The organism is Nitrosomonas sp. Nm84 (assembly GCF_003201565.1).
In the GTDB taxonomy this organism is placed as follows: Bacteria; Pseudomonadota; Gammaproteobacteria; order Burkholderiales; family Nitrosomonadaceae; genus Nitrosomonas.
In genome coordinates this window covers 42,944-57,262 of the sequence record NZ_QJJP01000001.1, presented here as the reverse complement: position 1 = coordinate 57,262, position 14,319 = coordinate 42,944, and the positions used below count along the sequence as shown (strand labels likewise).

The following is a 14,319-nucleotide window of genomic DNA, read 5'->3' as shown; positions in this document are numbered from 1 at the left end:
CCAGTACATTCTGTTTTACTTTAAAATTACTTCATTCATAAGATTTCTTATAAGGTCTTAATCATGTCAGAAACATTTGATGTAGCAGTCATTGGAGCAGGTCCAGGCGGTTATGTTGCTGCGATTCGTTGTGCGCAGCTTGGCTTGAATACGGTTTGTATTGATGAATGGAAGAACCCAAAGGGCAAAGCAAGTCTCGGTGGCACTTGTTTGAATGTAGGGTGTATTCCGTCCAAAGCTTTACTGGAATCCTCCGAGAATTATTTTCAAATAAAACACAAGGTTTCAGCTCACGGTATCGCCACAGAAAATGTGTCTGTGGATGTTCCTGTTATGATTGCGCGTAAGGACAAGATTGTTACTACGTTTACTGCTGGCATTGCGTCGCTATTCAAAAAAAATAAAATTAAATCAATACACGGCAGGGGAACATTATTGAAGCAGGAATCATCCGCCAATGCTTGGCAGATAAAAATTGATGATAATGGCAGTACTGAAATAATCCAAGCAAAGCATGTCATCGTGGCAACCGGTTCAGTACCACGATCGTTACCTTTCACGTCGATCGACAATAACCTGATTCTGGATAATGCCGGTGCGTTAGCTTTAACGGAAGTGCCCAAGCGATTGGGCGTTATCGGTGCTGGGGTGATCGGCCTTGAAATGGGCAGTGTGTGGTGCAGATTAGGTGCGGAAGTCACTATTCTCGAAGCAATGCCTGGATTTCTCATGGCAGCTGATGAACAAATTGCCAAAGAAGCAAAAAGCATATTTACCAAAGAACTTGGTTTGCAAATCAATACCGGTGTCAACATCAAATCGATTAAGGTATCCAATAATAATGTGATTGTGAATTACAGCGATTCCAATAATCAGGAGCAGATTTTGGAGGTTGATAAATTAATTATCGCTATCGGCCGCATTCCGAATACCACAGGATTAGGTGTAGGCGAGAACGGTTTATTATTGGATGAACGTGGATTTATTGTCGTCGATCAATATTGCCGTACCAATCTAACGAATGTTTATGCGGTAGGCGATGTGGTGCGCGGACCAATGCTGGCGCATAAGGCATCCGAGGAAGGGGTAGTCGTCGCTGAAATGATTGCGCATATTGCAAAAAGCCAAGCAGGTGAAAATGAGGTAGTCGATTTTAATACGGTACCTTGGGTTATTTATACTGCGCCTGAAATTGCCTGGGTGGGGAAAAATGAACAAGAATTAAGAGCTGCCGGTATTGCTTATAAGACGGGGCAATTTCCTTTTATTGCTAACGGCCGTGCGCGCGCAATGGGAGAAACGAGTGGTTTTGTCAAGATATTGGCAGATGAAAAAACCGATCGTGTGCTGGGTGTGCATATGATCGGTCCGCATGTTTCGGAGCTTATTTCAGAAGCCGTTATGGCAATGAAATTCTCTGCCAGTAGCCAAGATATCGCTTGTATTGTTCATGCTCACCCATCTTTATCGGAAGTATTCCATGAAGCTGCCCTTGGGGTGGATAAGCGTGCCTTGCATATCTAAATCAATTGGTATGATGCATGTGATAACTAAAAACAATGAGTCTTGTCGGGATCAACACTGCAGGACCAGCGCAGTTGCTTCATTCCAGCAGATTTATTGACGATATATTCGGCTTTTAATTGCTTATTTTGCTCTATTGTCAAGGAAGCTTTTTCCGGTATAAAACGTTCTTGACTCCAGAATCTAATTCTACAAAAATCATCATCAGCGCGGCACAATCTGTTGATAGCGGCACTGTAAATGGTTTTGTCTGTGTAGACGCTGTGATCAATGAGTACCATATGAACAAATTTTCCAGAAGTACCCATTTCAATAGCACGAACCACTCGCCAGCCATTACCGCTTTCCAATTGAGGTGAAGCGTTCGTAGCTGCAGTCGGTTCGTCGTGTTCGTGATCTTCCCCTGCATGAGAAAAAACACTGGATGGTATGGCGAGTATCAAAAATAGTAAAAAGCCGGATAATAGTTTGTGCATATATTCCCTCCTGGCGAATGCCAATTCATTAGCTATAAATATATAAATCGTATTATTGATTAGCACATTGTGCTTCCAGGTAAGTTTCTATTTTTACGCTGGATAATTCTTGCAGCGGGGCAGTATACTCGAAATTCGCTTTATGAACATTATTGACAATTCAAATTTGCTGATAACATATAAGGCAACAAGCAAGCCGGATCAGCTGAAAACGGACAGGAAAGTTGATTGTGCAGCCTCAGGTAAACGAATAAGCCTGCGGTGGTACAGGCTTTTTGCTGAACGGTTTTTTGTGTGAGAGGGTACAGATAGTTTGTTTGATCGATTAATTTTATAGATAGGTTTTTTGAATGTGTTATCAGTGTGAACAAAGTAATAGCCGGGGTGAAAGTCCAAATTTAAATTTATGTCGCAGTAAACGATCTTTTCTCAGGCTGGCCGTGGCATCCGCTGTCAGTTTTGGAATGCTGCGTGCCGGAATGCTAAGTGCCGATGAAAGCATGCCTGTTCAAACTCCTCGCGCAAGTTCTCCTAAACCAGAAAATGTCTTAACGCCAGATCAAGCGTTGGAAAGACTGATGCAAGGTAATGAACGCTATGTTTCAGGAAAATCCAAGCCATTAGACTTTCATGACATTCAGTCCACTTTAGCTGGTGGGCAAAATCCGTATGCCACCATACTGGGTTGCTCTGATTCGAGAGTGAGTCCAGAGCATTGCTTTGACGAGGCGCATGGGGACTTGTTTGTTGCGCGAGGTGCCGGTAATTACCTGACCAACGATAACATTGCTACCATTGAATATTCAGTTGCCGTATTGAATACCCCATTAGTTATGGTTCTCGGTCATGAAAGCTGTGGTGCTGTTAAGGCAGCTGTTGATGCGGTTGATAATCATCGGGATTTTCCTGGTCATATTCAGTTAATGGCCAGTGCGATAGCGCCTTCGGTTAGAGCTGTCAATGATAGATCAAGCAGTCGCGTAATGAATATAACCAGAATGAATGTCATCATGACAGTCGAAAGATTGAGAACTAAATCGCCAATTCTGGATTATTACCACGATCACAAGAAAATTCGCATCGTAGGAGGGATATATCACCTGAATACTGGTAAGGTTGAGCTTGTCGCTTAATTTATTGTGCTGAAGTTTACCGGGTACCGATGCGTGTTGTTACTTAATTATCCGATGTTACAAGCACCTGTAATGAGCTATAATTCTATGTTTTTTCACTAATTGATCAAAATAATGTTGCAGGGGATTAATCTCGCATGCGTTCGTGGTGACCGTGAGCTTTTTAAGAATATCAATTTTTCTCTTGAGGCGGGTGGTTTGATGCAAGTGCACGGTCCAAATGGTAGTGGTAAAACTAGCTTATTGCGTATGTTATGTGGATTATCAAATCCTGCCGCCGGTGAAATTCGTTGGTGTGATAAGGCTATTCATTCCTTAGATGGCGATTATTTTGCTGTGATGACATATATTGGTCATTTAAGTGGGACTAAAGATGATTTGACGGTCATGGAAAATTTGCGAATTTCTAGCGCGCTTGCAGGTTCTGAAATTAGTGCAGATCAAGCTAAGGAGGCGCTTGAATACATTGGATTGAGCGGAAGGGAGGCACTACCTGTTAAGGTTTTGTCGCAAGGTCAGCGTCGGCGCGTAGCACTAGCTCGCTTACTTGTTTGTAAAACTTCAGTGTGGATTTTAGATGAACCTTTGGTTGCATTGGACGTAGCCGCAGTTAAGCTAATCCAAGGATTGTTGGAACAACATTTATTGCAAGGTGGTATGGTGGTAATGACAACGCATCAGGAAATTGATATTGCAGCTGCATCGATTACGCAGTTGCAATTGGCCTGATCATGCTTATGTGGATCATTAAACGTGATCTTTTACTGGCTATGCGACGCCAATCGGATGTATTCACGATCCTATTTTTTTTTATCATTGTCGTTAGTTTGTTTCCGCTAAGTGTGGGGCCGGAAATGAATATGTTGCGAACCATGGCGCCAGGTGTGGTATGGGTTGCGGCCCTTCTGGCTTCAATGCTTTCCCTAGGCAGAATGTTTTCGAATGATTATGTGGATGGTACATTAGAGCAGATGCTGCTATCACCTCAGTCATTATCACTTTTAGTACTTGGAAAAGCCTTAGCGCATTGGCTGGTGACAGGCATTCCATTAGTATTGATGGCGCCGATATTAGGTATTCAGTATGATCTGCCAATAGAGGCATTATTTGTTTTAACGATAACTTTGTTGCTGGGAACGCCAGTATTGAGTTTGATCGGGGCAATCGGTGCCGCGCTTACTTTAGGATTACGGGGTGGAGGTGTACTGGTTTCGCTATTGGTATTGCCATTATATATACCTGTGTTGATTTTCGGTGCGGGTGCGGTTGAAGCTAATATGGCAGGTGTAGGATATGATGCGCATTTGTCATTAATAGGTGCATTTCTTCTTATGTCACTAGTTTTTGCACCTTGGGCCGCAGCATCTTCCTTGCGGGTTTCGTTAGAGTAAAACAGATTTTGAAAAGATTATTGGTAATAAACCCACTGTATTCATTTCATAAATTCTGTTTTCTGAACTTTCAATACTCTGAATTTGCTAACAAGAAAGCAATTCTTGATTTTGTGTTTTTAGTATAGAATTGGCGGCTACAAAATTTAGGGTTCGGTTCCGGACTCAAACTTAATTTGAAGAATTATAAAATTTAATATGTCGATTAATTGGTTCAAATATTCTTCTCCTGCAAGTTTTTATTCATTAGCGGGAAAAATTACTCCAATATTTGCTTTTGCCGCGGTGATATTACTGGTGGCAGGTCTTTATATTGGTTTTTTTGTAGCACCTACTGATTTTCAACAAGGTGAAGCCTATCGGATTATTTTTATTCATGTTCCCGCTGCATGGATGTCGATGTTTCTGTATGTCGTCATGGCTTTTTGGGCGGGTATTGGTTTGGCTTTCAATACACGACTTTCCTCCATGTTTGCTACAGCCATTGCTCCAACAGGTGCCATGTTTACCTTTATTGCATTATGGACGGGAGCGCTATGGGGAAAACCGATGTGGGGAACATGGTGGGTATGGGACGCGCGGTTGACTTCTGAATTGATTTTGCTGTTTCTTTATATTGGTTTCATGTCCTTACAGGCAGCTATTGATGATCCGCGACGTGCAGATAAGGCAGGTGCAATTATTGCATTGGTTGGGGTAGTTAATATTCCGATTATTTATTTTTCAGTGCAATGGTGGAATACCTTACATCAAGGTGCATCAGTAAGTGTAAATCAAGCGCCTTCGATGGCTACCACGATGCTAGTAGGTATGCTCGTCATGGTGTTTGCAAGTTGGATGTATTCCATTGCAGTAATATTAAAGCGTACACGTGTCATTATCCTTGAACGTGAAAGCCATACAGCATGGGTGGCAGAGTTACAAAAGAAAGGAACCGTACAATGAATTGGTCAAATTTATCAGAGTTTTTTTCGATGGGGGGATATGGCTTCTATGTTTGGGGCTCATATGTTGTGACATTGGTTTGTATTGTAGGAGAAATTTTGCTGATTTCAAATCGCCACCGAACTTTAGAGAAGCAGCATGGTCTCATTTTCGATATAAATAGAAAAAGAGATAACAAATGAAACCACGTCATAAGAAACTTGTAATTATTGCATCAGCAGTTACTGCACTAGGTGTAGCTTCAATTCTGGTACTGAATGCTTTTCAAAGTAATCTGGTTTTTTTCTTTAGCCCATCACAGGTTGTAGCAAAAGAAGCACCAATAGGGAAGAGCTTTCGTATTGGTGGACTAGTGGCAGAAGGTAGCGTGCAACGTGATGATAGAAGTACAACAGTTCGCTTTGCAGTGACAGATACGGCGCAAACCATACCGGTTGTATATACAGGCATTCTTCCAGATTTATTTAAAGAAGGTAAAGGTGTTGTTGCGCAAGGAAAAATATCAGCAAATGGTATTTTTGAGGCTGATGAAGTACTGGCGAAACATGATGAAAATTATATGCCACCTGAAGCAGCAGAAGCTTTAGAGCAAGCAGCCAAAGCACAGAAAGCCTCTCTAGTGCAGTAGTCGTTTCATGAGCATTATCTCAATACTTAAACATAATATTGTTTAGTTCTATAATCATTAACTTATAATATAAAATTATGATTCCAGAAATTGGTAACTTTTCCCTAATTCTCGCTTTACTTTTAGCCATCACACAAGGAACACTGCCTATTATTGGTGCTGCACGAGGTATTCCGTCATGGATAGCGTTGGCCAAACCAGTGGTGCAGGGGCAATTCGTTTTTGTTTTAATTGCGTTTCTATGCTTGGGGTATTCGTTTGTCAGTAGCGATTTCTCAGTAATGAATGTGGCAAAAAACTCAAACTCAGAATTGCCTTTTCATTTTCGGGTGGCTGCTACATGGGGTTCTCATGAAGGTTCTTTATTATTATGGGTTTTGATGCTAGCAGGCTGGTCTGTGGCTGTGAGTGTTTTTAGTAAGCAATTGCCAGATGATGTTGTGGCGAGAGTTTTGGGTGTTCTTGGGCTTGTTAGTGTAGGTTTTTTACTATTTATGCTGTTTACTTCAAACCCATTTGACCGGTTATTACCTGCAGCACTAGAGGGCAGTGATTTAAATCCATTACTGCAGGATGCAGGTATGGTGATACACCCCCCGATGCTCTATATGGGCTATGTAGGTTTTTCAGTTGCTTTTGCTTTTGCTATTGCTGCTTTGCTCAGTGGAAAACTAGATGCAACTTGGGCGCGTTGGTCACGCCCTTGGACAATAGTTGCTTGGGTATTTTTGACTATTGGGATCATGCTGGGGAGCTGGTGGGCTTATTATGAATTGGGTTGGGGTGGTTGGTGGTTCTGGGATCCAGTAGAAAATGCATCATTCATGCCTTGGTTAGTCGGTACGGCATTAGTTCATTCATTAGCTGTTACTGAGAAACGAGGTAGCTTCAAAAGCTGGACAGTATTACTGGCGATAAGCACATTCGCATTAAGTCTCCTAGGAACATTTTTAGTTCGATCAGGTGTACTGACTTCTGTGCATGCTTTTGCAACAGATCCAGCACGTGGTGTATTTATTCTCGCATTCTTGGTTATAGTGATGAGTTGCTCTTTATTATTATTTGCCTGGCGAGCACCTAAAGTTGGTTTGGGTGGAAAATTTGAGCTAGTGTCGAGAGAGTCATTATTACTTGCAAACAATATACTGCTATTAGTGGCGGCAGGCAGTATCCTGTTGGGTACGTTATATCCATTGATTATTGATGCGTTAGGTCTTGGAAAGCTGTCGGTCGGCCCCCCCTATTTCGAAGCAGTGTTTGTTCCCGTTATGACACCGGCAATCTTTTTGATTGGTATCGGCCCCATTTCTCGCTGGAAGCAAATGAGCTTGCCTACACTGGTAATTCGCTTACGTTGGGCATTTGCTGTGAGTGTCATTTCTGCTCTCACGACTCCATATTTAATGGGAGAGTGGAAGCCGCTGGTAAGCTTTGGTTTATTATTAGCATTTTGGATTGTTGCATGTGCATTTGTTAATTTGAAGCATCGCTTAAGTAATAGTGGGCAAGGCAGTATATTCGCTCGATTGGCTAGGCAATCCAGAAGTTATTACGGAATGCATTGTGCACATATCGGTGTAGCTGTGTTTATTATTGGCGTAACACTGGTAAATAGCTATGAAACTGAAAAAGATGTTCGTATGGACGTTGGTAGCAGGGTAACCGTTGGAGGGTATACATTCCAGTTTAATGGAACAAGTGATGTCATTGGTCCTAACTATAAAGCAGTTCGTGGTGATATTGATGTAATTCAGGATGATAAAGTTATTCGTGCTATGCATCCTGAGAAACGCACTTACAATGCGTCTGGAATGGCAATGACAGAAGCAGCAATTGATACCGGTTTATTCCGAGATCTTTATGTGGCTTTGGGTGAGCCGCTAGCTAATAATGCCTGGGTAGTTCGTGCTTACCATAAACCATTCGTTGACTGGATTTGGTTAGGATGCTTTTTGATGGCGATCGGAGGCATTCTTTCTGTAACGGATCGTCGTTATCGTTTGAAAATTAGCAAAACAAGTCATAGTGTGGTTAATAATATAGAAACTGAGAGCTCGCAATCATCAGAAGCTCCTCCAGTAGCAGTTACTCCTGCGATAAGTAATTCTGTGCTATCCACAGAAACCAGAAAAGTATGATGCGATATCTAATTCCATTATTTGCTTTTATGGTACTCGCAGCATTTTTGCTGGTTGGCCTTACATTGAATCCGCGCCAGGTTCCATCGCCACTTATTGACAAGCCCGCTCCTGTATTCCAGCTTAACCATTTACATGAGCCTGATAAGGTTATGGCGTCAGGTGACAACCTTGGTAAGGTTTGGTTGTTGAATGTATGGGCGTCGTGGTGTGTTGCTTGTCGTGATGAACATCCACTGTTAGTTCAGTTGGCTAATTCGGGTATTGTGCCAATATATGGACTTAATTATAAAGACGAACGTACTACTGCGATGCAATGGTTGAAACGATATGGTGATCCTTATACGATCAGTATCGTTGATTCGGATGGAAAGGTTGGAATTAATTATGGTGTTTATGGTGTTCCTGAGACATATGTTATTGATAAAAATGGGATCATCAGGCATAAACAAATCGGACCAGTAACTGTGGAATCATTAGAAAAAACAATCATTCCACTCATTATTGAATTGCAAAAACAAGCCTAGAGAATTAATAAATATGTTTAGAGATCATAATCAGCACGACTGGGCTTTGTGTCAATTGAAGAGAGCAAACGGAATTGTCATTTTTCTTTTTCTGATATTTATTATTCCTTCATTGGCGTGGTCTAAGGAAGCGATACCCGTTGCAGAAGATCCTGAAATTGAGAAGAGAATGTTGGCATTAACAATGGATTTACGCTGTTTGGTTTGTCAGAATGAATCAATCGCTGATTCCCGCGCTGAGTTTTCTAATGATATAAGACGTGAAATTCGTGAGCAAATTAAAGCGAATAAAAATGATCAGGAAATTATTCAGTTTTTGGTTGATCGGTATGGTGACTTTGTTCTTTATAATCCGCCCATGAAGCCCACGACAATATTGTTGTGGTTTGGTCCTGTTGCTCTGTTTATTATCGGATTTGGATCGCTGATAATTTATTTAAGGCGTCGGCGCAGACAAATAGAGGATGTGCCATTATCCGAGGCGCAGCTCAAAAAAGCTGAGGCATTACTGAACGAGAATAAAGGTAAGGACTTATGACGTCATTCTGGGTTATCTCTGGTGTTTTTATTGTAACAGCCTTGTTATTTGTAGTGCCTACACTATTGCGAAATAGGAATATACAACAAGAAAATTTAGAGCATGATGCAGTGAACATCACTGTTTATCGTGATCAATTGGCTGAGCTCGATAATGACTTGCAAAATGATATCTTGACTCGCGAGCAATATAGCAAAAGTAAACAAGAACTTCAGCAGCGCATGTTACAAGACGTTCCTGAAGGAGAGAAAGCGATTATTAAGAAAAATAAGAAAATTTACAGTATTGCAACCTCAGTTGTTATTACATTAACTTTGCCACTTACGGCAGTTTTTCTGTATTTGGTAATTGGAGATACAAGAGGTTTATTACCGCAAGCACAACTTGCTAATGCGACACAAATGAATCGCGGTGGCGGTAATGACTCTCCTGCTGGACATGACTTTTCATCTGTTTTGGACAATCTTGTCGCGCGATTAAATAAAAATCCTGAAGACATAGAAGGATGGATAATGTTAGGTCGTACGTATGCGATCATGGAACGCTATACTGATGCGAGTAATACCTATGCTAAATTGGCAGAATTAGTTCCCAATAACCCTCAGATACTGAGTGATTATGCTGACGTACTGGCAATGAAGAATCAAGGGAATTTGGCAGGAAAACCTACCGAATTGATTTATCAAGCTTTGAGTATTGATCCACAATATCCAAAGGCGCTAGCTCTGGCGGGAACAGCTGAATTTGAGCAAGAAAAATTTGAACAAGCTGCGGCTCATTGGGAGAAATTACTGGCAGTAATTCCCGTTGACTCTCAATTAGCTAAATCAGTAAAAGATAGTATTGATGAGGCTAGATCACTGGCAGCAGATGGTGGTAAAAGGGTTGTATCGGAACAACATGCCGCTACAGTCACCGAATCACAATCGCAGCAGAACTCCGTTGCTCAGTCCCAACCTGAAAAGAGCTCAAATGTAGCTGCATCGAATTCGATTTCAATTTCTGGGCAAGTGACTATTAGTAAAGAGCTAACGTCAAAAGCTTCTCCTAATGACACATTATTTATCTATGCTCGTGCTAAAACAGGACCTAAAATGCCGCTGGCTATTTTGCGTTTGAAGGCGAGTGACCTCCCCGCTACCTTTACATTAACTGATGATATGGCGATGATGCCCTCCATGAAAATATCGAGCTTCCCAGAAGTGGTGATTGAGGCCAGAGTCTCGAAATCCGGGCAAGCAGTCACTGCTAGTGGGGATCTGCTAGGATTTAGCGAGCCAGTCAAACTTGGCCACAATAATGTATCGATCGTGATTAATAAACTGGCTCCATAAACAGAATGTTAACGATTAATCACCCTGTTGAAGATTTTGTTTTACCCTCAACTGACAATAAAGAATTTTCGTTGTCAGCCAATAGAGGTAAAAATCTTATTATCTATTTTTATCCTAAAGACGATACGCCAGGATGTACCTTGGAGGGTCAGGATTTTCGTGATCACTGGCATGAGTTTATTGAGAATAATTGTATTGTTCTGGGTATTTCACGAGATAGTGTCAAATCACATCAGGATTTTAAGGAAAAAATGCAGTTTCCTTTTGAATTATTGAGTGATGAAGATGAAAGTGTCTGTAACTTATTTGGCGTCATGAAAATGAAAAACATGTACGGAAAGCAAGTTCGTGGCATTGAACGCAGTACGTTTGTAATCGATACGCAAGGTATATTAAGAAAAGAGTGGCGGGGTGTAAAAGTGCCGGGGCACGTTCAAGAAGTTTTGAGTTTTGTCACTGCATTCAAGTGAATCTGACCTTGTGAACTTGTGATTCTCCGTGTTTTTGCCGCGGGATCTGGTTAGGCATAGACTGCTGGGATGCGAGATGCTGTAGAGAAGGCGAGTATTGGTGCGACGATGAACCGATACAATTTAGTTTTTGCTGAAAGCGAGTATTCCCCGCTTTGACAGTTTCTCATCGATAACCGCTGCCGAAACCGGAGGAGAGAAATAATAACCTTGTCCGATATCGCAGCCGAATTCTGTGAGCTTACGTACCTGTTCATCTACTTCAACGCCTTCTCCGACCACGGATAAATTCAGGTTTTTACCCAAATTTATTATTGTGCGGATGATAGATTCAGCCTTGATATCGTTGATTAAATCATTCACAAAACATTGATCGATTTTAAGCGTGTTGATTGGAAAACGTTGCAACTGCCACAATGACGAATATCCCTTGCCAAAATCATCAATTGCTACTTTAACGCCTATCTCATTAAGCTGATTCAAAGTATTAATCGCTTTTTCAAAATCATCAATCAAAGTACTTTCAGTAATTTCAATCTCGAGTAAATGAGGTGGGAAGTTCTGCTCGTTAAGAATATTAAGTATTTCATTTGCTAAATTCGGTGTACGAAACTGCCGGGCAGATAAATTAACTGCAGCACATAGCTGTATTTTATGATATTGATTCCATTTAGAAACTTGTCGACAAGCTTCTCTTATGGTCCATGCACCGATCGGAATAATCAGGTTAGTTTCTTCTGCGTAAGGAATAAACTCATCGGCACCAATCAATGTTTCATTGTCTACGCGCCAGCGTATCAGAGCTTCTACACCAATAAAATGCTGATCGGAGAAGCGAATCTTAGGCTGATAAAAAACTTCAAAGCTCATGTCTTTTACGGCATGATGTAGTTCATTGATCATTTTTAGCCGATTATTTGCCCGAATTGTCATGTTTCGCTGAAAGAACTGCACTTGATTTTTACCCAAGTTTTTTGCATGGTACATTGCCAAATCGGCATGCTTGGACAGCTCCTCCAATGTATCTCCGTCATCTGGATACAGGGCAATACCGATACTTGCCCCTACTCGTACTTCATTGGGAGGAATGATAATGACGTTATTAATCAACGCGATAATCCTACTGGTCAGCGGGCCAATCTGTTCCGGTGAATCAATATTTGTCAATAACAGAGTAAATTCATCGCCTCCAGAGCGCGCAGCCAGATCGGGTTTTCGTATGCACTGTTTGATACGTTTCGCTACTTCTATCAGCACCTTATCACCAGAGCCGTGACCAAGACTATCGTTTACATCTTTAAACCCATCTAGATCTAAATAGACGATTGCAAACGATTTATGAGCGCGGTGATGATGATTCAATTCTTGTTCAAAGCGCATTTCGAAACCAGCTCGACTCAATAATCCCGTCAATACATCAAAATTCGCTTGCTTCCAGATCATCGCTTCTGTTTTTTTTAGGTCTGATATATCCGAAAATACGCAGACATACCGATCGATATCATTATTATTATCCAACACAACGCTAATCGTTGACCAGGTAGGGAATACTTTCCTATTACTTCGAACTTGCCACGCTTCACCTTTCCATTGTCCTTTACGCATAAGCAACGTCCACATTCCGTCGGGGAGATTCTGTTTTTCAATAAATTTCTCAGAATAGAGTAGTTTTGCATTCTTACCTTTGATACTCTCCAAACGATACCCGGTTATTTTTTCTGCAGATGGGTTCATTGAGCAAATACAAAAATTCGCATCACACACAATTACTGCTTGGTTCATGGTATTAAGTACTTGAGCAGCTAACTCGGCATTCTTTTCACGTTCCAATATTTCACTCAAATCTTCAATAAAAGAGAAGCTCATACCACTTCCATCGGGGAATAGTCGGCTTGTGACATTTACAGGCCAAATAGTTCCATCAGCTTTTACATGTTGTGTACGCATCTGTGCATGCCCTTTTTGTGCCAGCTGGGAAAAATAAGCTGTGATTTCATCAGTTGACTGATTCGCATCCAGTTTACTGATATTCTTTCCAATCAATTCCCATCCTTGATATCCGCTGGTTCGAGTATAGACATCATTAACAAATACTATTGTTCCATTCGATTCCGTTTCCAGATATCCTTGAGAATACATACCGATCGTTATTGAAGCTTTCGTTTCAGCAAATTGCCGTGTTTTCTCCTTTTGTACAATATCTAGCCAAATCGCATGGGTCATCTTATTGAATTCATGTATTAATTGACCGATTTCATTGTTACTTTCTGTGTCAATTGTGACGCGGTAATTTCCAACGGAAATCTGTGAAGTACCTTTGACCAGATCCTGAATTGGCCTGAGAATCTGTCGGTGCATCAGAAATAAGGCCGCTATCAATCCGAGGATAATGGCAATCAGTTCTACCCAAGTATGAAATATCAATTCCTTTTGCTGGTATTCTAAGGATGAGATTTCTCGATTGGTACGAGCTCTTACCTCTTTGAAGAAACTATCTATAGGTGTCATAATATCTGCCTTTGCATGGTGATACTCCAAACCGTGCACCAGATCTCTGGCTTTTTCTAACCATATGCGTTTACGTTCGTCGTCAGGAGATAAGGATGCCGCGCGTATCACCAGATCCATTGCATCGGATTCAAGCTTGACCAGCGCATCTGAACGTGATCGTGCCACTGCAAGCAAGTTAAATTCTTCTTGACTAAACCCTGCTTGCGTCATTTGTTCCATTAAGGAAATCTGTGGTAATCCCTCCTCTCGTGGTTCGCGTTCATTTGGGATTATCAAATCCCAATATATGCTGCCGTAATCTGCTAGTCGGGGAGCCGTTCCATCCCGAATTGCCAATATTTTATAAAAATAGTTTCGATAAGCAGTATTACCGGTTACCACATAAGTGCGAACCATGCGAGTAAGGTCATCAGAGCTCTGCCGTAATTCATTAGCCAGATGAATTGATTTAATATTGTTTCCCTTAGTAAGGGTCAGTTGTTTATTGATTGATGATAATTTCCCAATATTCAGTACCAGAAGACCGGAAATAATCGCAGGGATAGCCAGTGCAATAGCAGCAGTTGTCGCTATCTTCATTTTGATTTCCTCGGAGAATTTTTAGTGTCAAAACTAAGACCACCCCTCGAATAAGTAAAAAGAGCAATTAACCAAAGAATCATAATTGGATATGTACGCACATATCTGTTATTGATAGAACAAAC

Annotated in this window: 14 protein-coding genes; 12 read left to right on the top strand and 2 right to left on the bottom strand. The window is 41.2% G+C overall.

Translation table 11 applies throughout. The features are described from left to right. Positions 1 to 63: 63 nt before the first annotated feature. Positions 64 to 1,524 (top strand): dihydrolipoyl dehydrogenase, encoded by a 1,461-nt coding sequence (gene lpdA, locus C8R34_RS00285; protein WP_110336701.1) that lies wholly within the window; start codon positions 64 to 66, stop codon positions 1,522 to 1,524. 26 nt (positions 1,525 to 1,550) lie between these two features. Here the strand turns inward: lpdA and C8R34_RS00280 are convergent, their stop codons facing one another. Further along, positions 1,551 to 2,000: a hypothetical protein gene (locus tag C8R34_RS00280; RefSeq protein WP_110336699.1), complete on the bottom strand. Its 450-nt coding sequence runs from the start codon at positions 1,998 to 2,000 to the stop codon at positions 1,551 to 1,553. Between the two features lie 440 nt (positions 2,001 to 2,440). Here C8R34_RS00280 and C8R34_RS00275 point away from each other — a divergent pair, with 440 nt between their 5' ends. From C8R34_RS00275 to C8R34_RS00225, 11 genes are all read left to right on the top strand, one after another. After that, on the top strand, positions 2,441 to 3,133 hold the full coding sequence (locus C8R34_RS00275) for a carbonic anhydrase (RefSeq protein ID WP_258364286.1): 693 nt from the start codon (positions 2,441 to 2,443) through the stop codon (positions 3,131 to 3,133). Positions 3,134 to 3,247: 114 nt separating this feature from the next. Then, positions 3,248 to 3,862, top strand: a complete 615-nt coding sequence (ccmA, locus tag C8R34_RS00270; protein ID WP_110336695.1) for a cytochrome c biogenesis heme-transporting ATPase CcmA — start codon at positions 3,248 to 3,250, stop codon at positions 3,860 to 3,862. Positions 3,863 to 3,864: 2 nt separating this feature from the next. Beyond that, positions 3,865 to 4,524 (top strand): heme exporter protein CcmB, encoded by a 660-nt coding sequence (ccmB, locus tag C8R34_RS00265; RefSeq protein ID WP_110336693.1) that lies wholly within the window; start codon positions 3,865 to 3,867, stop codon positions 4,522 to 4,524. 198 nt (positions 4,525 to 4,722) lie between these two features. Further along, positions 4,723 to 5,469 carry a heme ABC transporter permease gene (locus tag C8R34_RS00260; protein WP_110336691.1) on the top strand — a complete coding sequence of 249 codons (747 nt, stop codon included), beginning with the start codon at positions 4,723 to 4,725 and terminating at the stop codon, positions 5,467 to 5,469. Then, positions 5,466 to 5,651 (top strand): heme exporter protein CcmD, encoded by a 186-nt coding sequence (gene ccmD / locus C8R34_RS00255; protein WP_110336689.1) that lies wholly within the window; start codon positions 5,466 to 5,468, stop codon positions 5,649 to 5,651. The genes C8R34_RS00260 and ccmD overlap by 4 nt, the downstream gene beginning before the upstream one ends. Continuing rightward, complete coding sequence (gene ccmE / locus C8R34_RS00250) at positions 5,648 to 6,097, top strand: cytochrome c maturation protein CcmE (RefSeq protein WP_110336687.1); 450 nt, start codon at positions 5,648 to 5,650, stop codon at positions 6,095 to 6,097. The genes ccmD and ccmE overlap by 4 nt, the downstream gene beginning before the upstream one ends. A gap of 77 nt (positions 6,098 to 6,174) precedes the next feature. Next, complete coding sequence (locus tag C8R34_RS00245) at positions 6,175 to 8,235, top strand: heme lyase CcmF/NrfE family subunit (protein ID WP_110336685.1); 2,061 nt, start codon at positions 6,175 to 6,177, stop codon at positions 8,233 to 8,235. Next, positions 8,232 to 8,762: a DsbE family thiol:disulfide interchange protein gene (locus C8R34_RS00240; protein ID WP_110336683.1), complete on the top strand. Its 531-nt coding sequence runs from the start codon at positions 8,232 to 8,234 to the stop codon at positions 8,760 to 8,762. Before C8R34_RS00245 ends, C8R34_RS00240 begins: the two co-directional genes overlap by 4 nt. 13 nt (positions 8,763 to 8,775) lie before the next feature. Next, positions 8,776 to 9,300, top strand: a complete 525-nt coding sequence (locus C8R34_RS00235) for a cytochrome c-type biogenesis protein (RefSeq protein WP_110336681.1) — start codon at positions 8,776 to 8,778, stop codon at positions 9,298 to 9,300. Beyond that, positions 9,297 to 10,634 (top strand): c-type cytochrome biogenesis protein CcmI, encoded by a 1,338-nt coding sequence (ccmI, locus tag C8R34_RS00230; RefSeq protein ID WP_110336679.1) that lies wholly within the window; start codon positions 9,297 to 9,299, stop codon positions 10,632 to 10,634. The genes C8R34_RS00235 and ccmI overlap by 4 nt, the downstream gene beginning before the upstream one ends. Before the next feature lie 5 nt (positions 10,635 to 10,639). Next, positions 10,640 to 11,104: a peroxiredoxin gene (locus C8R34_RS00225; RefSeq protein WP_110336677.1), complete on the top strand. Its 465-nt coding sequence runs from the start codon at positions 10,640 to 10,642 to the stop codon at positions 11,102 to 11,104. A 123-nt stretch (positions 11,105 to 11,227) separates the two neighbouring features. On the opposite strand, the gene C8R34_RS00220 is transcribed toward C8R34_RS00225, so the two are convergent. Further along, positions 11,228 to 14,194 carry an EAL domain-containing protein gene (locus C8R34_RS00220; protein WP_110336675.1) on the bottom strand — a complete coding sequence of 989 codons (2,967 nt, stop codon included), beginning with the start codon at positions 14,192 to 14,194 and terminating at the stop codon, positions 11,228 to 11,230. Between the last annotated feature and the right edge of the window lie 125 nt (positions 14,195 to 14,319).